Below are 19,361 nucleotides of genomic sequence, written 5' to 3' on the forward strand. Positions count from 1 at the left end.
TTCGCCCTCTGCGGCCTACGGTACTAAAAAGGGCTGAGGGAGCGGGTTTTCCCTGCCGGGCTGCGGGATACATTGGTCATCCGTCGGTTCGGTAAACGTACTTTTTGAAGTTCACAGCCCTGGGGCTTTGTGAGTGTTATGGCCGCAAAAGGAGGGCCGAAAATGAACATTCTCCTTTTTGAGGATGAACTCGTCACGCAACTTTATCCGATCACCACAGGTCGTCCCGCGTTTGCTATTTCGTGCGGGGGATACCGGCTCATCGATCTCATTCGTCGCTTCGAAGCAACCACTTACGCGGACGTCCGCCCGCATTTGACGGAACTAACGCAACTCGATTTTGCCCTTACCTTCCCACCTGAAATGTGGGAAGGACGGTGGCTCTTCGTCAACGCTCGGTTGGTTCCTAGCGTCGGCGCGATGGCTATTCTTAAAGAGCTGGTTGAGGACCAGCGGAATGTGCTCGTCCGCTGGAACAATCACACGGCGGCCGCTTCCATAACATTTCTGACCCCTATTCAACGACCGCGAGGCTCAATGTCCGAGTTTCTTGTTCGTCAGTGTGCAGAGGACCATGTTGAAGTCCTGGACCGTCGCCTCGTGCTGATCGAGTATCCCCATGAGGTCGTCAAGTACCATATGGAGATTCTGGGGGAGAACCTCGCCGACAGGATTGCACGCGGAAATTATCGCCAATTGTCGGACGGGTTATTCGTCGGAGATAACGTCGTTCTCGGGGACTATCTGAGCGTTGATAGCTCGGCAGGACCGGTGGTCATTGAATCCGGCGCACGTGTCGGCCCCTTCTGTCATTTCCAGGGACCCGTCCTTGTTGGCCAAAACGCCAAACTCATTGAGCAGGCCTCACTCAAAGATAACGTCGCTCTTGGACACACGACTAAAGTGGGCGGCGAAGTGGAGGCGTCCATCGTGGAGCCATACAGTAACAAACAGCACCACGGTTTTCTTGGCCATAGTTATCTGGGAAGCTGGGTTAACCTGGGCGCCGGAACCTGCAACAGTGATCTCAAAAACACGTACGGGCTGGTGGTCATGGAGTACAACGGCAAGCGTGTACCCACGGGAATGCAATTCATGGGCTGTATCATCGGCGACTACACCAAGACGGCCGTCAACACCGGGATATTCACCGGGAAGGTCATCGGTGTGTGCTGTATGGTGTACGGGTTCGTGACGACGAATGTACCCAGCTTTACCAACTACGCGCGGCTCTTTGGACAGATGACCGAATTGCCCGTGGAAGTTGCCATCGCGGGCCAGCAGCGGATGTTTTTAAGGAGAAATGTGATCCAACGACCGTGCGATATCCAGCTCATCCGCGATATGTACGAGCTGACACAGGGTGAGCGGCGTTTGGCCAATGCGCCCCTCGTCCTTTGAGAGCGTTTTCCGGCGGAGAAAAGGCTCGGCATCCTTTTTCGGCATCGCGCTGCTAATAATCTGACACATTACGTTTGACCAATGACACCTCCCCGCCAATTGCAGAGCGCTTTCCTGAGTCTGCAAGCGATGATTTATGATCACCGGGACAGCGTCTTAAGCCTATCTCGCAGGATGTGGGTTCTGTCACTGGCACAAGAGCTATTCCATTGTTTCGCTACGGTGATCTTTTCGTTACCCGCTGAATTGCAATGCGACTGCCGGGAGGCACGGTGATTTGTGTTCCATCTGAAAAATGGACCGTCACCGGGACGGTACGCAGGTTGAAAGCGACGTACGTGCGATGTTCACCTCTCCGAAACACAGCATAGAGCGGATGATCGGCGGTCACCGATCGATCCACGCGACCCATGTCCAGAAGACTGTGGATCCAGCAGTAGGTATTGGTCTTTGAGTTTCCCGACTCCGGTTGAAAGCCTCCCGCTGCAGCGCTGAATTGGCGAAGGGCGTCCTGGGGATCATCAAGCGCTCGGTACATCCAGATCAGATCGGCCCATTGATCCCAGTTTGGACCACCTTTGTGGGCCACGAGGGCTTCGTAATTCCTGTGCACATATTCGGGGTATAACCCAAGGTAGAGTGCCCCACCGTGGAAAGGCAGCCAGTTGATTCCATGGATTGCCTCGGGTCTAGGAGAGAACCATGTTGCATAATCAGCCTTGCCGCCCCAAATAATCCCCACAACTGGCTTATCGAAAGACCGGGGTCGGTTCTCGCTCGATACATCAAACCAGTATTCGTTGATGGCGTACAATTCACTCGTATAGAGATAAACTCCCAGGTCGCGGAGCGCGGTGTCATAGGTCGCTTCACCCAACAAAATCAGAGCACACCAGGCGTTCATCGCTTCGGAGGACGATTCCTGATTGTTGCCATCTGCGAACCGGGCATGACCGCTGGCCCAACTGTGTCCGGCGTACACGTCGAAGCATCGTAAAAATGGAAAGTGCGAGTCACCCCGTCGCCGGCAAGCGATGTCGTCGATCATCATCTGCAGCAGGCCACCCCATCGCGAAGCATCAGCCCAGCTCGGGTCGTAGCGCACAATTTCGGCGGCCGCTCGGAGAAAATAGCCATAATGGAAGTGGTGGTCGTTCAACTCTGTATCGCTCCCATAGGCGGCTGGATATCCGATGAGCGTGCCCCATCGCCCATCGTAGTAAAACAGTCTTGATGATTTGAGACGGCCGCCTTCTTCAGCTGCAGTAAACCAATCTTCAAGACGTTGCTGGATTTGCCGGAGAACTTTTTGCTGAACTGCGCGATTACCATTTTCGGTTGCCAGTGCCGCCAGCGTGGCCTGCCTTCCGAGCCATTTGCCTTCCCAATACGTGTCCCCGGTGGTGCCTCGTGTTTTGGTGCAATCTTCTTCCAGATACCGATCGACGATGGTTCGATTCCAGCTTGGCGTAGCCGGGAGAACAGGCAGTACCCCGGGAAAAGTCATCCGCGTGGTGAACGACTGTCCCTCGGCGAGCTTCATCGTTCCGCGAACCGAGGCATATTCGTAAGGGAGAATTTTGACGTCGGTGTTTTTCCACTGATGGGGATATAGGGCAAAGAGCGTACCCGGTGAAGAACCTTCATATTCCACCGTTTTGTAGTTGAAAGTTGTCACAACGGAACTCGTGGCCGGATCGTACTGCCACCGCACTTCCGTTCCGATGACACGGGAATGGGCATATCGGGAAAACAGGGCAAACGCTTTTTCCGATTTCTCCGGCAAAAGTGCCAGGGAAAACACGGGACTTTCGCTGGCAAGATTGACCCACGTGCTGTCATCGACCGCTATCCATTTTGAACCTCGTGGTCCAAACAGGGCGTAGTGCTTCCCGTTCACAGTTATCGCCACGGCGTGTTCCGCAGGACTGCCCGCCCAGATTTCGGGTTTTCGCGCGAACACAATTCGCGCTGTACCACCGCGATATTGGGCATACACGAACGGGGATCCATGCCCGTACGTCAAACTCATCCCGGTCTTGAAATCGCCAAAGCGCACGGTGACAAACCAATCGCTGTAGGTCTCCACACGCGCTTCATCGAACGACCTGATGTGAGAATGCCCGATCGTCAAATCCTCGGAACCGCCGGGCATGCTGGCGAGAATACTCCTGGACGTCACGATGATCTGCGGCCCGGGATAAAACACCCGCAAGCCAGTTCTTTCCGCGCGCACTGCTAGAGGATGTGGATAATGAGCGTCGGAAAGTGGCGTCCACAGGACACTGCTCCACCATTGATTGGTGGGAAACGGCGGACACAAGGTATCAACCGCATAAATAGTCTCCGGTGGCCGTCGCGCTCCGGTGGGTGCAACTCGGGCATAGCTCCCCGTCCCGACTCGCCCAATCGATGGAATCGCAGACGCTTCACCCGCAAGCACTGAGGACCCGATAACCAGGACAACAAACTGAACAAGAACAGCGGAAACGAGTTTTACTGGGAGCATGCTTCGATTGATCAGGGCCCCATGAGGACCGCTCCGCGGGATCATTTCGACGAGACTCCTTCATCGAATCAATGGGTTTACGCATTCGTTTCGTTGGTGCAGCCTTTTCGTGACTGAACCCATTTCCGTTCACACGGTGCGAACGCCCAGGCTCACAGAATTTAAACGGGGGATCATTGGCATGACAGAAACTGATGCGCTCTTTCCCACATTCTCCAGTGTAAGCGGCCAGTCATATCGGTGCGATGCTGACGTGCTCTCGCAGCGACGCCAGTACGCCAGCGAACTTTCCAGGCTCAGAATCGGCCGGCTTTTTGGAAAGGTGTTGCGTCATCCATTCCAGAAACGCTGCGGGATGCTGCGAAGCCGCCAGATGGAGTGGGCCTCCGTATCGTGCCGGAAACCCTAGACCCAACACGGCGGCCACGTCAATCATCCGCCAGTCACTGACGACGTTTTCCTGTGCCACCGACAGTGCTTCCGCCGTCATAGCAGCGAGCAAGCGTTCACCGATGTGTTCGCTCGATGGTGTCGAGGAGAGGGTCACCCACGGTGCCAGGAGTTTTTCGATCTCTGGGTCCGACTCGGGGCTAGCAGTCCAGGGAGCGAGGTCGCCGTATCGGTAGAATCCCTGTCCGGTTTTCCTGCCTAATCGCTTGTGCTTGAGCAGGGTGACAAGAATGGGTGAGGCTTCAATCCGGTCGGGAAATGCTTCCCAGAGGATCCTGCCGGCTCCCCAAATGGTGTCGAGGCCGATTTCGTCCATAATCCGCAACGGTCCCATTGCGAAGCCCACGCGGACGGCGGACTCATCGAGAGTCGCAACCCCCGCACCGCTGGCAAGTAATTCGAGTGCTTCATTGAGATATGCAAAAAGCAGTCGATTGACAACAAATCCGGGAGAATCGGAGACTGCTAGCGGGAGTTTCCCCAGTGCCAGGGCCTGTCGCATGACAGAGGCGGCAATAGAACGTGCTGTCTCCGAGTGGCAAATGACCTCGACCACAGGACGCTCGCGAACGGGATGCAGAAAGTGGAGCCCCGCTAGACGTTGGGGTCTGCGAAGATCTTCCGCTAAGCGACTTACCGGAATTGTGGAGGTATTTGTGAGGAAAACACAGTCCGGAGGTACCAGCTCTTCCAATTGTTTGAAGAGCCCGCGCTTGAGGGAGAGATTCTCGGGAACAGCCTCGATGACACACGTACAATCAGCCAGGTGGTGCGGATCCGACACACAGTGGAGGTGTGAGAGAAAAGAGGAAACGAGAGCTGGATCGTCAATTTGAAGTTCCAGTTCGTTGCGCACACGCTGCGGCGAGGCCTCCAGTGCCTGCTGTGCATTATCATAGAGACTCACTTCGCACCCGCGCCGCAGATGACACGCGGCAATGCTGATTCCCATCAGACCGGCACCCACGATCCCGATGCGAGAGAATGAGGTCGGGGTGTTCTGTGCCACGCCCTCAAGGACAGCGGTAAGACTTTGCGAAGTAAACCTGTCCGGAAGTTGGAAGGTGGAATCTGATATCCCTCCTTCGTCGCTAGTGGCCCGCTGGAAGCAGAGCCGGACACTCGACGCTAGATATTTTGTGGCCACCTCTGGATCGATTGCGGGGAGAGTCATCGCAAAGAGATTTCCCTTCCCTGAGGTGCTTCGTCATCAAAAAGCACTGGTATAACTTGGGGAGAATCCGTTCAAGGTCATGAGCAGCCCTCAATGAGGTTCGGTGAATCCGTCACGAGGCCGGCTGATTGGATCCGCCTGCGGGAGCCGCTCCACCGCTTCCGCCAGGAGTCTTCGCCAGTGATTGCAGAGCGGTATTCAACGTGTTGAGCGCAGGAGGCAGGAGCCGGACGAGCTCGCTCGCCGGATCCCGGGCATTGGCCGAATCATTAAGTGCCTTCGTGATCCCATCGAGGGCTGTGTTGAATTTGCCCACAAGCTGGTCTTCCGGCTTGCCGGTCAACATACTCCGCACGCCCCGAATGCCCTGCTGCGCAGATCCCACGTATTGCGCAATCTTTCGGGGTTTGAGGCCCTCCCAGGTTCCAGTTTGGCTGGCGGCCTGAATATCGGCAACGCACAGGTCGAGCACCATCTTTCCCAAACTTTGCACAACGGCAAGGGGGGACACTCCCTGGACCTGGGAGTAGTCAAGATTTCCCAACGCCGACGCCGCTGCCAACCGTACAGCCGGCGCTTCATTCTCGTCACTGACGAAGCCCACGAGCAGTGTCACATTTTCACCGTTGGCACCAGCTTGCCGAGTGGCCGCCAAAACGTCGATGGCGCGGACACGAAACCAGTCGTGAATCCGCGGGTCGCGGTTAGCGGGCACGTTCTTGTCTCCGGCAAGCTTTCGCAGCAGAGGAATGACCTGCTGGTCTCGTGTGTTGGCATCCTGAATGCCGCATGCGCAATGGCGCTCCAGGCCAACCAGTGCCGCCAGCCGCAGGGCATCAGGCTGATTGACGTCCTGAACGAGATTGACTAAGAAAGGCAGTGCCGCTGGGAGCGGCGTGGGAGGTTGCATGCCGCCCCCGGTAGGACGTTCCCGCTCATTTAATTCGCCAATGGCCAGAACAGCGCTGACGCGGACGGCGGGATCGAGTTGATTGTTCTGAGCGAAGTCGCTCAACGTACGAAATGCTATTTGCAAAAGCAGGTCGCGCGGAGGCCCACCACCCCGCGCTGCATTGCCCAAATCGCTAACAATAAGCTGCGACCGGAGCTGCTGGAGTCGTGAACGATTGCTGGCTTTGGTCCAGCTTGGGAAAAAGTATTTTTCGTAGTAATCCTGGAAAAGCTGCTGGCCATTGGCCACCGCCGAAAAGTTGCCATCCCGCAGCATTCGTTGCACGGAGCCCGCTTGTTTCGCCAGACTGTCATCCGTAGAGAGCTCGAGATAATTGGGGATGGTCGGCGGAACCGGTTTTTCCTCCGGCTCTTGCGGAGTCGTACCTGGAAGACCCGGTATTCCGGGCAAACCGGGGACGGTAGGGGGCGGGGCCCCAGGCTGAGCTCCCGGAGGTGCCGAACCACGCGGCTGGGCACGCGCCAATCCGGCGAGAAGCACCCCCAGACAAACCGCGCCCACGATACTTAAGGAGAAGAAAACGCTCAGACGAATCCGAGGAGAGTATTTTCTGTTCATCTGCGTATCCCGACCAAACTGGACTTACCGCTCTTTTGGGGATTTTCCCCGGCTATGTTCCAGCGTACTCAACCGCCGTTTTGAGTGTCAAGCGACCGGAAATCCGACCCTATTGCCATTTTCTGGAAGGATTTGCGGGATCGCGAAGTCTCAATGTATCGTAGGAGCAATCCACGAATGGCCCTTACTTTTAATTGGAAAGCGAACTAACCACATCGACCGGGGTCGTTAAAGCAAATGATTTAGCGTTGGGATCCAGGCCGGACAGGTTGGTGCCCCCACAAAACGGATCGGCGCGTTTATCGTGACCGCCGAAAAGGAATCGGTCATTCAATCTTGACAAGTGGACGTGACAAGCACGTTCCTCCGGGCTGAATCTCACTTCCGGGCAAACCGTGGGCGAGATCTGGACCGCTTTCCAGCCGGAGAGAAAAACTTCGGTCGACTCAGCCCGGGATCCGGCGTGACTTTTCTGTCAAAGATGCCGATCGCAACGCCGTTAAGCGCGGAATTCGGTTCTGGCCTTGGGCAAAATGGCAGGAACGCGGTTGAAATTCGTCCCTCCCGCACTCAAGGTTGATCTGGTCGAGACGCCAATCACATGAGGAAAATGAACGTGACCAGAATGAAGAGCGGTATGAGGATACAACCGCTGTAGAGCATGTAGCCAAAGAAGCTCGGCATTTTAATTCCGCGCTTCTCAGCAATCGCTCGCACCATGAAATTGGGGCCGTTTCCAATATATGTGTTGGCTCCCATAAAGACGGCCCCCAAACTGACGGCCACTAGCAGATCGTGAGCCACACCGGTCCCCGGTGGTACAAGATTTTCGCCGCCCAACGTCCGGGCGGTTTCAAAGAACACCACGTACGTGGGTGCGTTGTCCAAGAACGACGACAGTGCACCGGTTGCCCAGAAGAAGTGGGCCGGTTCCGTCAGCCCCAATCGGGGACCTTCTACATGCAGGATTTGGAGCGGCGGCTGCATGGTGATGAATATCCCAAAGAACAGGGCCGCCACTTCCACAATGGCCCCGTAATTGAACCGATTGGCCACCCGATTCTCGTGGTCACCAAACATCAGCGACAGGGCCACCATGGCCAGTTGGACCACTTCCCGCAAATATAACGGCGGGTGGACGTTGGTTCCCGGGAAAGGCTTGCTTGGATCCAGAAGTGCAACTGCCAGGACCACGCCGACCAGAAGGGGCAAATTGGGCCACAGTCCCCGAACCTGGAGCCGGCGAACCTGCGTGACATCCCGACGAATATCGCGTTTCTCTTCATGAGGATAAAAGTAGAACGTATCCCACAGGAAGTAAATAATCAGAAGACCGATGTTGACGAAGGCCCATTCTTTCCACAGTTGGAGCGTCCAGAGGAATGGCACACCACGCAGATACCCAAGGAAAAGCGGGGGATCGCCAATCGGGAGCAGACACCCACCACAATTACACACGATGAAGATAAAGAACACTACCGTGTGGGCAACATGTTTTCTCTCGCTGTTTGTATCGAGGAGAAGACGGATTAACAGCATGGCGGCTCCGGTCGTTCCCACAAGGCTGGCCAGCACACCGCCGATAAACATGATGATCACATTCGTGATCGGTTTTGCCCGCAAATCGCCCTCGATGCGAATGCCGCCGCTGATCGTGTACAGGCTGAAAAGCAGCACGATGAAGGGGATGTACTCGCTGAAAATCGCGTTGGCAAAAACCGCGAAGGCATTCGCCCAATTAAGACCGGCGGAGTTCGGATAGCTGATGTAATGAGCGGGCCAGTGTCCTTCCACTGGCTGCTCATAAATGAACAGATAGTAGGCAAGTGTCACCAGCGCCAAAACGGCCGCCACATAAAAACGGTGGAGATTGCTTTCCCACCAGTGTTCCGTCCACGGTAAAAGCGGGAACACCGCGATGATCAGGAGAAGAGCTACGAACGGGCTTATCATCCACAGAGGTGGATGCCCCAATGCGCCGTGAGGGGTCCCGTGCTGGTTTTCCGTGCCATGCGCCGCAGCAGCACTGCCGACAGCGCCTTCTTTATGCTCCCCAGAGGCGCTTTCTCCGGGACTTTGGGTCTGGCCTTTTTCAGAGTCGGGGTGATTGGCCTCGGCAGATCGATCTCCGTGACTCGGCTGGTCGAGCGAAGCGGCCGATTCCGCCTGTCGTGCTTCAGCCTGAGCCTGGGCGTGCTTCTCGGCTTCGACAATTTTTCGGGTAGCGGCTTGCGGCCAGCCCGCTATCAGGGCAAGTGCATAAAGCACAAATACAACGCACAGTCCCGCGACCACACGGCGATTGGTTTCTGGAGATGCTGGATGATCGTGCGACATACACCCGTCCTTTGCCTGCTCGTTTCCTCCGGGATGATGCTTTCAGGGTTTAGGCGAACGGCGCTCTGCTGAACGCTCCACTCGGTCCGATTTGATTGTCCGTTTCGTCCGCGCTTCGGCTGGGGCCTTGCACGTTTTGGTACGCATGCCGAATATTTAAGGCTCATCACATCGTCCCATCGGCCCACGGCCACCTGAGAAAGATTCATACAAATATAGGGTGAATTTTGTTCGCTGCCGAGATGGGATAGCGACGGCAGATTGCAGACTGCCACATCATCGCTCAACCGCCCATATATGACGGCTGTGCATAAATCGGAAGTGGGGGAAAGTGCGGGAGAAATGGGATATTAGGGATGAAGCACAGTCTGCGACGTTGACACAACTAATATAAGTTGCGCAGAATGTCCTCGACCTCTTCCTGGCTCACCAGTCGCGGGTTGCCACTCATACTCGTGCCGAAAGAACCGGCAGCGATTTTCGGGATCATCTCTTGACTGACCCCAATTTCGCGGAGTTTTTGAGGGAGACGCAGATCCGCTCGCAACTGCTCTACGGCCTCGATCAAGGCATCAACCGCCGCGTCGTCGTTCGGGAAATCTTTGTCGAGTGCATATCGACCGAGGTAAGCCAGCTCGTGGCCGACGGCGCTGCGATTGGTGCGAAGGGCTGCTGGAAGCAGCATTGCACACGCCAATCCGTGAGGAATTCCAGCCACCACTCCCAGAGCTGCCGCAATTCCGTGAGCCATTCCCAGTCCCCCGTTGGCCAGGCATATTCCTGAGAGCAAGGCAGCGTGGGCCATGGCTTCACGAGCTTCCCGATGATCGGGGTCTCGATAGGCGGTGGCCAGCCACTTCAGTGCCAAACGCAGACCTTCTGGGGCCAGTAATTGTGGGATGGGTTTCCGTCGATTGGAAATGAAACTTTCGACGAGTTGAGTGATCGCGTCCATCCCGCAAGTAGCCGTGACGGATGGCGGCTGAGTCACCGTCAGCTCAGGATCAACTACCGCAACGAGCGGCATAACTCGGTCATCGCGCAGGCTCTTTTTGAAAGGAGGATCCAGCGATGAAATGACGGCGTTCCGTGTGGCTTCAGTTCCCGTGCCCGCTGTTGTAGGAACCGCCGCAACGGGAAGCGGAGGTTGTGTCAGTTTCAGTCCCCGCCCAACGTTTTCCAGATAATCTTGGACTGAGTCCCCCTGCGAGTTCGTCGCCATCGCTGCGACCGCCTTGGCGAGATCGATGGCCGATCCACCGCCAATGGCCAGGAGCAGGTCACCAGGGCGAACTCCGATCGCCTGGAGCTGTCGGGTGACCCCATCCACATCGCAGACGAGCGGCTCGCGCGAAATCGTGGTGAGGAACTGCCAGATAATTCCCGCTTTTTCCACCAGCCACCGCAGCTCATCGAGAAGGCCCTGCTTTTCCAGCGTCCGGGAACCGCAAACCACGAAGACTCTCCTACCCCACCGCGGTAATTCTTCAGCCAGATGCTGGCGACATCCCCAGCCGAAAATAATCTTCCGCGGCGTTACAAAATGATACGGTTGAAGCGGAACGGCAAAACTTGTCATAGCTATTGTGTAATGCTGCTTTGTAACGGCCAATGCTGTCGCTTCGGTGGTTAATCCAACTGCCTGGTCGAACGGTCGCTGGAAAACGATCGCGCGGTATTGTTCCGCGGTAATGCGATCAGCCTCACCGAATGAAGACGCTCATTTATTGAGGACCGGATCGTCTAATTCTTTTTGAAGCTGGAAGAGCCGCTCTTTTAACTGCGATTTGACACCTTGATAAGCTGAGTCATTTGCAAGGTTTTTCGTTTCCCAAGGATCGTTTTGGATATCGAAGAGTTGTTCATGGAATTCATCCTTGACATGGTACGTGATGTACTTGTAACGCTCGGTTCGCACAGATCGCTGGAACATGCGGTACGCACCGAAAACGGCGTCGCGGACCTTCTGTTTCTCTCCCCGGATAATCGGCAGAAGGGATTGCCCCTCAACACCCTCCGGAGGAGGAACCTGGAACATCTCGGCCACGGTAGGAAAAACATCGAACAGGTACACCAGCGCATCGCTTCGTCCCGCCGGAATGCCTGGTCCGGCAAAAATGAGAGGCACCCGCTGGCTGTGTTCGTATAGATTCTGTTTGCCCATCAGGCCATGCCTTCCCACGGCCAGGCCGTTGTCTGACGCAAACACGATGAGCGTGTCCTGAAGATGTCCCGTTTCGCGCAGCGTCTCCAGGATCCTTCCAATTTGAGCGTCAAGGTGCGTGATCATGGCGTAGTATTCGGCAATGTGACGGCGGATATCTTCCGGATGCCGCGGGAACGATGCGAGAAGCTCGTCCCTTACCCGCAATTCCCCATTATCAAATGGATGCTCCGGCAGGAAATTGGGGGGCTGAGAGATATCAGCCGGGTCGTACATCTGGCGGTATGGTTCGGGAGGGGTCCGCGGGTCGTGGGGGGCCGTGAATGCCACGTACGCGAAGAATGACTTTTCCCCGTGGTAGCTTTTGAGAAAGTCAATACAGGCGTCGGCGAATAGTTCGCTGGAAAATTTTTCCACGACTTTCTGCCTCGCTGGCGGGTATTTTCCTGTTGGATCGAAATCGAACACTGGCATTCGGAAGTGGTCATGCATTCCGCCGAAGAATATAGCGGCTCCCGTGTCAAAGCTGCGAGACAAAGATTCCCGGCCATTGTGCCATTTTCCGGTGACGAAAGTGATGAATCCGTGTTCGCGAAAGACCTGCGGCCACGTGGGAACGCCGGTGAGGTTTTCCGGCACGTGCCAGAGAGTTCTTCCACTGAGAAACATGGCCCGGCTGGGGACGCACACAGCACCCTGCATGCTACCCATGATAAAAGCATGCGTGAATACAAAGCCCTGCCGGGCAAGCCGGTCGAGATTCGGCGTGCGGATTTCTGGATTCCCCAGGGCGTGAATGGTATCGAACCGCTGATCATCGGAGAACAGCACGAGCAGGTTTTTCGGCCGACTCGGTTCGTTCTGCGATTGGTTACTGACCTCTTGCGCCAGGAGACCCGGCGACCAGGAACACACCGCGATCAGGGAAAACAGCACGATCAGAAACACTCCAAGCCGCACAGTTTTCCACTGGTTTGTGCGCCGGCATGCTGCAAAAAAGAACCTGGCTGGACCTCTGCTCATTGTAAAACTCCTCAAAGTGTAGAAATGGCGCGGAGCGATCGGGGCTGTGCCCCAGTGCCTCGTGTGGTCACGTCTGATCCCTTCACTGTTTTCCCCTACTGTCATTATTGCCCGGCGGGCTTGATCGCACGCCGACCTACATGCCCGTTGATCGCTCACGTTGCAAGAGCACGGACGATGGAACTGGATGATTGATCGTGGTGACTCGACGCGCGAGAGTCTGACCGTCACAATAGTGGAAAGTGACCAAGCAGCAAAATGGATTGAAACCATTTTGTCTCTTGGATGGATCGTGAGCAATGGCTTGTCTGTGGACTGGCTCCTTTGGTGTGGAGGTGATGCAATGGTGAGCGGCACGAGAGGTTGCAGGCTGACGGGGTTTTTCAGTTTGGGAACGGCGATCGTGCTGTTTCTGGCCGCCCCGATGGTTTGCGCGGACGATGGGAAAGGGAGAACAATGAGTTACGGCGAAGCACGGCAGTACCTTGCCAGGCACACGAAAATCTACGAGCTGGTGGATGAACATGGGGCCCGCGTGTTGGTCTGCCCCGAATGGCAAGGGCGCGTCATGACCTCCACCTGTGATGGCCTGCATGGTTTGAGCTTTGGGTTTATCAACAAGGATTTCATCGATGCGGGCAAACCGAACCCCCATTTTAACAATTACGGTGGCGAAGATCGGTTTTGGCTTTCGCCGGAAGGGGGGCAATTCAGCTTGTGGTTCAAACAGGGGGCCGAGCAGAATCTCGACAACTGGTTTACTCCTCCGGCTCTCAACGAGGGGGCATGGGAGATGGTCAGTCGGCCCCACGATCCTTTCTATCGCATGCGCCGCCGCATGGAGCTCATCAACGCCTCGGGAACGGAATTCAAGCTGGAAGTGACGCGGGATGTACGGCTGCTCACTCCGCATGATTTGCGGGATCTGTTTGGCGAAGCGGCTCATGATCTAACTTCGGGGAAGGTCAAACTTGTGGGCTACGAGACGATCAACCGGGTTGTGAATCTCGGCGAGCCCATGCAGAAAGAAAAAGGGCTGGTGTCGATCTGGATTCTGGGAATGTTTAATGCAGGACCGAAAACGGTGGTCATTGTGCCGTATCGGCCGGGGGACGAGGCGACACTCGGCCCGGTGGTCAAATCCGATTACTTTGGCCCTGTTCCTCCGGAACGCCTTAAAATCCTGCCGGAAGCCATTCTCTTCCTGGGTGATGGCAATTACCGGTCGAAGATCGGCACGTCCCAGAAGCGGGCACGGAATGTGGCGGGTTCGATGGACTTCGTCCACAATGTGCTCACGCTTGTGCACTTCACAATGCCAGAGGATCCCACTCAGCATCTTTATATGAACAACATGTGGGAATTGCCCCAGGCTGAGCCATACGTCGGTGACGTGGCCAATAGTTACAACGACGGACCAGCCGGTCCAGACAAGCCTGGACTGGGCCCGTTCTATGAAATCGAATCGCTTTCCCCGGCCAAGGAACTCAAACACGGCGAGGCTCTGGAGCACGCCCACCGGACCCTCCATATTCAGGGAGATTACGAGACACTCAAAGCCATCGCTAAAAAGGTGCTGGGTGTGGATTTGGACACTGTCCGCAAGACGATGTTCGGCGAATGACGCTTGGGTCTGAAGAGCAGCGAAGACGGTAACGCACCATGGGGGCCGGCGGGGTGATCCGTCGGTCCCCTTTTACAAGTCTGTATGCCACGTCAGAGCCATGCTCAGCCGGGTGCTCGAACCAGAAGTGATGGACACGCTCGAGGAGGCCCTGGATTACGATTCCATGGATCACTCCGAGGTGAACCGGACGTTTGTCTCCGACTTTCTCGCCGCCGGAGCTGCTCCTGGGAAAGTGGTGGATTTGGGCACTGGCACAGCCCTGATCCCCATAGAGCTGGTTCAGCAAAATCGGCAATTCGAAGTGGTGGCGATCGAGTATTCTCGGAATATGCTCGCGGTGGCCCGCCAACACCTGCGCGAGCTCGGTCTGCTTGATAGGATTTTCCTCGTTCGAGCAGACGCGAAGCGGCTTCCATTTCCTGACGAAGCTTTTAGCTTGGTGATGTCCAACAGTCTCATTCATCATCTGTCCGACCCTTTGACATGTCTCGTTGAGGCCGACCGCGTCACCGCTCCCGGCGGACTGTTATTCTTCAGGGATCTGGCACGTCCCCAAAGCGAAGAACACTTGCGACAACTGGTGACGCAGTATGCGGGGGAAGCCAATGCCCACCAGCAGCAGATGTTCGCCGATTCCCTTCGGGCAGCCTTGACAGTGGAAGAGATGGCGGAGCTCGTCACCCGCCTGGGCTATCCGCCGACGTCTGTTCGCATGACCAGCGACCGACACTGGACGTGGTGCGCTCGGAAACCTCGTTTTTAAAAAATCAACAAACGGCGAACCACCTGGAGCTGTGGAGGGGTGCCCGCGGTGGTCTTCAAGCGGCTTTACGCGCTTTTTCCATCATTTCTTCCCAGACCCGCCGCTGCTCGATGAGGGCTGCGATGCGGTCGGGCGGATTGGTGCGGCATTCCAGAAGAATCCAGCCTTTGTAGTTGTTGGCTACCAGAAGGTTGAACAAAGTTTGATAGGGATAATCGCCGAGATTCAATTCGCGGACATGGACGGTGTCCCCAAGCCGATCTTTGACCAGATTGAAGTTGTATTCCAGCCCCTGTCCCTGGAGATCTTCAGGGTTCGAGTTCCAGCAGAGACCAACATTCGGGTGGGTGGCCACGTCCATGATCTTCTTCATGATGGGTAGCGGGGCGCATTGACCGTGCACCTCCAATCTCAGCCGTTGTCCGTAATCGGCGGCGAAGGCAGCCAACTCGTTGAGGGCCCGGCCTATTTGCTCAATGGTCTTCTCCTGCGGCACCTGTTTCGGGAGGTCATTGGGTTTGACCTTGACACCTAGTCCCCCAACGTCGTGGCTGAGCCTGATGAATGCTTTGGTGCGTTCAATAGCCAGCTTGAGACGCTCCGGCTCGGGATAATGGAAGGCTTCGTTGGACCCCAGTCCCACAAGCACGACCGGGCTGTCGGCGAAGCGTTTTCTGACTTCTGCGCGTTTTTCAGGGCCAATTTCTGGCTCCACACCATGGGCGTGTTCTGTGCGCAGCTCGACACCTTCCATACCCGTCTTTTCACAGTTGGCGAGAAGGGTCGGCAGGTCCCAATCGCGGCCCCAGAGATAGGTCACCAACCCCAGCCGGATGGTGCGCGAGGACTCCTCTCCGCCGAAAGCCCGGGCGAAAGGATGGCCAAAAGCAGCGACCACTGGGATGCCCAAGCTCCCTTTCAAAAAGGTTCGTCGCGGTAATCTCTTCATGATGATCTCCTTGGAAACAAGCCGCACATGCCTGTTGTTGTCGGATTGCCGGAAGTAACACGCAGAATCCAGCATGGAACGGCCGTTCGGTGGGGCAACCAGATTTAGCCTCCTAACAGAGTAAATCGACCCTGGTTGGGAAACAAGTGACTCGTCAGCACTACAGTCAGCCCGTGCTGGACCGAGATTTGCAGGTCCACTCCTGGGAGGAAAACCGGGTGAAAAGTTCGTCGAAGAGGGCGTCTCTCCCCACAGATTGAGGGAAATGTTCTAAACGCCAGCCCAGGACTTGCGCAAGCATTGGCGGCCAGGCGACCGCAAAATCGCGAAATATTTCATTATTCTCGGCAATTGGCTCCTCATGACCTAAAACTTCCCACAGTCCCGGTAGCTCCGGAGCCCAGGATGACTGCCCAATGAGGATACTGCCATGTTGCAGCACGGCGTCCCGCGTTCGTCGCTGCGCACTGCCGACGAGCTTGACTGTCGATGTCCTGGCCGATTGGGATGGATGGGCCATCCCGGTAGTCCCGTCCATCTCAACTGCGCGTTCTGGCGCCAATTGATTGCCGAAAAAAGTTTCCCTGTCGACAACGGCGACGATATCACCCACTGTGCGGCGCTGAAAACAGAGGAACGGGCACGAACGCGACGGATTTGGGCCGCAACGATTTGGAAGATCTTCCTGACGCAATACGACGGCCCCCGCTCCCCAGCGTCGCAGCCAGTTCGCCAGGGTTTCGTGGACGGTCATGTAAAGCGACAGACGGTCTTTGGCAAGGGGATGTTCTGCCGGCAGGCAAAGCGCATACGTCCATTCGCGATCGTGCACGATGGCTCCCCCACCACTGGGTCGGCGCACCACCGGGCAAGGTTGACTGGTGGGGTGGCTTTTTCTGTCATCGTAGCTCTGAAAATATCCCTGCGATATTGTGGCAGGCTGCCAGCGGTAGAGTCGCAGAATGATCGTTCCGTGATGTGCCGCCCAGGCGGCACACCACTCGTCCGCCGCCATGTTGTAGGGGCCGCTCTTCGCTCCTTCAATTAACAGCAAACATGTTTCCATAGTGCTGACGAGGCTTGCAAACCCGATCAACGATCTGTGCTTTTTGAATCGGGTGTCCACTTGAGGATGGGAGAACGGGCAGCGAGCACCTCGTCGGGGCGTGAAATGGGCGTCGTATGAGGTGCTTCGTGAACCAATTCGCGCGGTTCCTCGAGGATGGCCCTAAGCGTATCGGCAAACGCGTCCAGCGTGGCCTTGGTTTCCGTCTCTGTCGGTTCGATCATTATCGCTTCGCGAAGCACGAGAGGGAAATACACCGTCGGCGCATGGAATCCGTAATCGAGAAGACGTTTGGCAATGTCCATCGCCGAGATGTCCCGGCTTGCCTTAATCTTCATCGCCGAAGCCACAAACTCATGCATACATCGGGAGCCATAGGGTACCGGCAAAAACGAGCGGACGCGGGCAAGCAAGTAGTTGGCATTGAGCACGGCCCGCTCGCTCACTCGGCGCAGGCCGTCCGGTCCCTGAGTTCTGATGTACGCATAAGCGCGAAGAAGAACGCCGATATTTCCATAGAAACTTCTCATCCGTCCAATAGACAGGGGGCGATTTTCATCGAGTGTGTACTGCCCGGGAGCCGTCTCCACGATCACCGGGATGGGGAGAAAGTCGGCGAGGTGTTTTTTGACGGCCACCGGCCCAGCTCCGGGTCCGCCTCCCCCGTGAGGGCCGCTGAACGTCTTGTGCGGATTGTAGTGCATCATATCGGCGCCGCAATCGCCCGGGCGGACGATACCCATGACGGCGTTCATATTGGCACCGTCCATGTAAACAAGGCCACCGATCGCGTGCACCATGTCGGCAATGCGACGAATTTGCGTTTCGAACAATCCCAGTGTGTTGGGATTGGTGATCATAAAAACGGCCGTCTGAGAATTCAGTTTGCTGCGCAGATCCTCAAGATCGACCAGTCCCTGGGAATTGCTTTTTACCTGAACACTTCGGAAGCCGGCCATTGTGGCGCTCGCAGGATTGGTGCCGTGGGCGACATCCGGGATGAGCACCGTCGTGCGGTGCTCGCCGCGGTGCCGGAAATAAGCCGCAGCGATGAGAAGGGCTGTCAACTCGCCATGGGCACCGGCTGCCGGTTGCAGCGTCACGGCTTCCATCCCAGCAATCTCGGCGAGTATTTGCTGCAGAGCGTAGAGCGCGCCGAGGAGCCCCTGGACTGTTTCCAACGGCTGATAAGGATGCAAATTGAGAAATCCAGGCAACTGAGCGAGCCGATCGTTCCGCTTGGGATTGTATTTCATCGTACAGGACCCCAGCGGATAGAAATGGGTATCGACCGACATATTGAGCTGCGAAAGGTTTGTAAAATGGCGGATGAGTACCGGCTCGCTGACTTCTGGAAGTGGAGGCGGCGCCTCCGCCAGTTCCTCGGCAGGGACCAGCTCCCCGAGCTGCCGCGAGGGCACGTCGCAGGGGGGGAAGATCGCTTCCGCACAGCCAGGTTGAGAAAGTTCAAACAATAGCTGGGTGGCCTGTTTATTTCTCATGGGAGTTATTCGACTTGCACAGTTCGCGAAGAAGAAGCCATAGACGATTTTCTGTCGATCACCCTGTGGTCTGCTTGGGTGCGAGCGGAGGCCAGAATGGCCGTCAGGTCGTCCATTTCAGCCCGCGTACGCTTTTCTGTGACAGCGATGAGCAGCCCGTTCGCCAGCTCGGGGAACCACCGCCCCAATGGAATGCCGGCGAAGAAACCGGCGTCCCTGGTAACTTCTAAAATGGTTTTCACCTCAGCCGGACTTTCAGCGGCCAGGGCAAATTCCTTGAAAAACGGCGCGTGGTAGAGCGGTTGGAAACCCGCCTCCCGCTGCAAGCGTTCGCAAAGATAATGCGCCTTTTGCAAACACAGTTCGGCCACGGCGCGAAGTCCATGTGGTCCCAGGGCCGCCAGGTACACGGTTGCCCGAAGCGCCATCAACCCCTGGTTGGTGCAGATATTACTGGTGGCTTTTTCGCGCCGGATATGTTGTTCCCGCGTCTGCAATGTGAGGACCCAGCATCGCTGGCCACGGCGATCCACCGTTTGCCCTACCAGGCGTCCAGGGAGTCGCCTCAGAAACGCTTCCTTGCAGGCAAGGATTCCCAAATAGGGACCACCCCAGGCCAGGGGCAATCCCAGGGACTGCCCCTCGGCCACAGCGATATCAGCACCATAGTCACCCGGCCGACGCAACACACCCAAGCTGATCGGATCCACGACAGCGATCAGAAGCGCACCGGCGGCGTGCGCGACTTCGCTCACTTTTCCGGCCGCCTCAATACACCCGAAAAAGTTCGGCTGTTGGAGAATGACGCACGCTGTTTGATCGTTCACTACCTCGGCAAGGGCTTGAACATCGATAACTCCTCGCG

Annotated in this window: 12 protein-coding genes and 1 pseudogene; 3 read left to right on the plus strand and 10 right to left on the minus strand. The window is 56.4% G+C overall.

The genetic code is table 11. From position 1 onward, the window contains the following. The first annotated feature begins 162 nt into the window (after positions 1–162). Positions 163–1,401, plus strand: coding sequence for a putative sugar nucleotidyl transferase (locus ABJK56_RS12305; RefSeq protein ID WP_347244963.1), 1,239 nt, complete (start codon positions 163–165; stop codon positions 1,399–1,401). 217 nt (positions 1,402–1,618) lie between these two features. Here the strand turns inward: ABJK56_RS12305 and ABJK56_RS12310 are convergent, their stop codons facing one another. The 6 genes from ABJK56_RS12310 to ABJK56_RS12335 all read right to left on the minus strand — a co-directional run bounded on the left by ABJK56_RS12310 (position 1,619) and on the right by ABJK56_RS12335 (position 12,589). Further along, on the minus strand, positions 1,619–3,955 hold the full coding sequence (locus ABJK56_RS12310; protein ID WP_347244964.1) for a glycosyl hydrolase: 2,337 nt from the start codon (positions 3,953–3,955) through the stop codon (positions 1,619–1,621). Positions 3,956–4,142: 187 nt separating this feature from the next. After that, entirely contained in the window at positions 4,143–5,534 is a 1,392-nt protein-coding gene (locus ABJK56_RS12315; protein WP_347244965.1) for a 3-hydroxyacyl-CoA dehydrogenase NAD-binding domain-containing protein, read from the minus strand. Positions 5,535–5,646: 112 nt separating this feature from the next. Further along, complete coding sequence (locus ABJK56_RS12320) at positions 5,647–7,065, minus strand: hypothetical protein (RefSeq protein ID WP_347244966.1); 1,419 nt, start codon at positions 7,063–7,065, stop codon at positions 5,647–5,649. Positions 7,066–7,662: 597 nt separating this feature from the next. Beyond that, positions 7,663–9,402 carry a sodium:proton antiporter gene (locus ABJK56_RS12325; protein WP_347244967.1) on the minus strand — a complete coding sequence of 580 codons (1,740 nt, stop codon included), beginning with the start codon at positions 9,400–9,402 and terminating at the stop codon, positions 7,663–7,665. A gap of 385 nt (positions 9,403–9,787) precedes the next feature. Further along, positions 9,788–10,981 (minus strand): iron-containing alcohol dehydrogenase, encoded by a 1,194-nt coding sequence (locus tag ABJK56_RS12330; RefSeq protein ID WP_347244968.1) that lies wholly within the window; start codon positions 10,979–10,981, stop codon positions 9,788–9,790. A gap of 141 nt (positions 10,982–11,122) precedes the next feature. Next, positions 11,123–12,589, minus strand: a complete 1,467-nt coding sequence (locus ABJK56_RS12335) for a sulfatase-like hydrolase/transferase (protein ID WP_347244969.1) — start codon at positions 12,587–12,589, stop codon at positions 11,123–11,125. A gap of 343 nt (positions 12,590–12,932) precedes the next feature. Between ABJK56_RS12335 and ABJK56_RS12340 the strand changes: the two genes are divergently transcribed. Both ABJK56_RS12340 and ABJK56_RS12345 read left to right on the plus strand, forming a co-directional pair. Further along, positions 12,933–14,213 carry a DUF6786 family protein gene (locus ABJK56_RS12340; RefSeq protein ID WP_347244970.1) on the plus strand — a complete coding sequence of 427 codons (1,281 nt, stop codon included), beginning with the start codon at positions 12,933–12,935 and terminating at the stop codon, positions 14,211–14,213. Between the two features lie 100 nt (positions 14,214–14,313). Continuing rightward, positions 14,314–14,979, plus strand: coding sequence for a class I SAM-dependent methyltransferase (locus ABJK56_RS12345; RefSeq protein ID WP_347244971.1), 666 nt, complete (start codon positions 14,314–14,316; stop codon positions 14,977–14,979). 55 nt (positions 14,980–15,034) lie between these two features. Here ABJK56_RS12345 and ABJK56_RS12350 read toward each other — a convergent pair whose 3' ends face one another. The 4 genes and pseudogenes from ABJK56_RS12350 to ABJK56_RS12365 form a co-directional block, all read right to left on the minus strand. Beyond that, positions 15,035–15,928 carry a TIM barrel protein gene (locus ABJK56_RS12350; protein WP_347244972.1) on the minus strand — a complete coding sequence of 298 codons (894 nt, stop codon included), beginning with the start codon at positions 15,926–15,928 and terminating at the stop codon, positions 15,035–15,037. A 166-nt stretch (positions 15,929–16,094) separates the two neighbouring features. Continuing rightward, complete coding sequence (locus tag ABJK56_RS12355; RefSeq protein ID WP_347244973.1) at positions 16,095–16,982, minus strand: hypothetical protein; 888 nt, start codon at positions 16,980–16,982, stop codon at positions 16,095–16,097. Positions 16,983–17,020: 38 nt separating this feature from the next. Next, on the minus strand, positions 17,021–18,496 hold the full coding sequence (gene gcvPB, locus ABJK56_RS12360; RefSeq protein ID WP_347244974.1) for an aminomethyl-transferring glycine dehydrogenase subunit GcvPB: 1,476 nt from the start codon (positions 18,494–18,496) through the stop codon (positions 17,021–17,023). Positions 18,497–18,501: 5 nt separating this feature from the next. Then, positions 18,502–19,361: pseudogene (locus ABJK56_RS12365) on the minus strand (hypothetical protein); the annotation flags it as partial.

Origin of the sequence: Thermogutta sp. (assembly GCF_039793925.1) — a bacterium.
Lineage (GTDB): Bacteria > Planctomycetota > Planctomycetia > Pirellulales > Thermoguttaceae > Thermogutta.

What these genes read in the sequence shown, in the direction of transcription:
- ABJK56_RS12305 (WP_347244963.1), top strand. Translation starts at nt 163, where the DNA reads ATGAACATTCTCCTTTTTGAGGATGAACTCGTCACGCAACTTTATCCG.
- ABJK56_RS12310 (WP_347244964.1), bottom strand. Translation starts at nt 3,955, where the DNA reads ATGATCCCGCGGAGCGGTCCTCATGGGGCCCTGATCAATCGAAGCATG.
- ABJK56_RS12315 (WP_347244965.1), bottom strand. Translation starts at nt 5,534, where the DNA reads ATGACTCTCCCCGCAATCGATCCAGAGGTGGCCACAAAATATCTAGCG.
- ABJK56_RS12320 (WP_347244966.1), bottom strand. Translation starts at nt 7,065, where the DNA reads ATGAACAGAAAATACTCTCCTCGGATTCGTCTGAGCGTTTTCTTCTCC.
- ABJK56_RS12325 (WP_347244967.1), bottom strand. Translation starts at nt 9,402, where the DNA reads ATGTCGCACGATCATCCAGCATCTCCAGAAACCAATCGCCGTGTGGTC.
- ABJK56_RS12330 (WP_347244968.1), bottom strand. Translation starts at nt 10,981, where the DNA reads ATGACAAGTTTTGCCGTTCCGCTTCAACCGTATCATTTTGTAACGCCG.
- ABJK56_RS12335 (WP_347244969.1), bottom strand. Translation starts at nt 12,589, where the DNA reads ATGAGCAGAGGTCCAGCCAGGTTCTTTTTTGCAGCATGCCGGCGCACA.
- ABJK56_RS12340 (WP_347244970.1), top strand. Translation starts at nt 12,933, where the DNA reads ATGGTGAGCGGCACGAGAGGTTGCAGGCTGACGGGGTTTTTCAGTTTG.
- ABJK56_RS12345 (WP_347244971.1), top strand. Translation starts at nt 14,314, where the DNA reads ATGCTCAGCCGGGTGCTCGAACCAGAAGTGATGGACACGCTCGAGGAG.
- ABJK56_RS12350 (WP_347244972.1), bottom strand. Translation starts at nt 15,928, where the DNA reads ATGAAGAGATTACCGCGACGAACCTTTTTGAAAGGGAGCTTGGGCATC.
- gcvPB (WP_347244974.1), bottom strand. Translation starts at nt 18,496, where the DNA reads ATGAGAAATAAACAGGCCACCCAGCTATTGTTTGAACTTTCTCAACCT.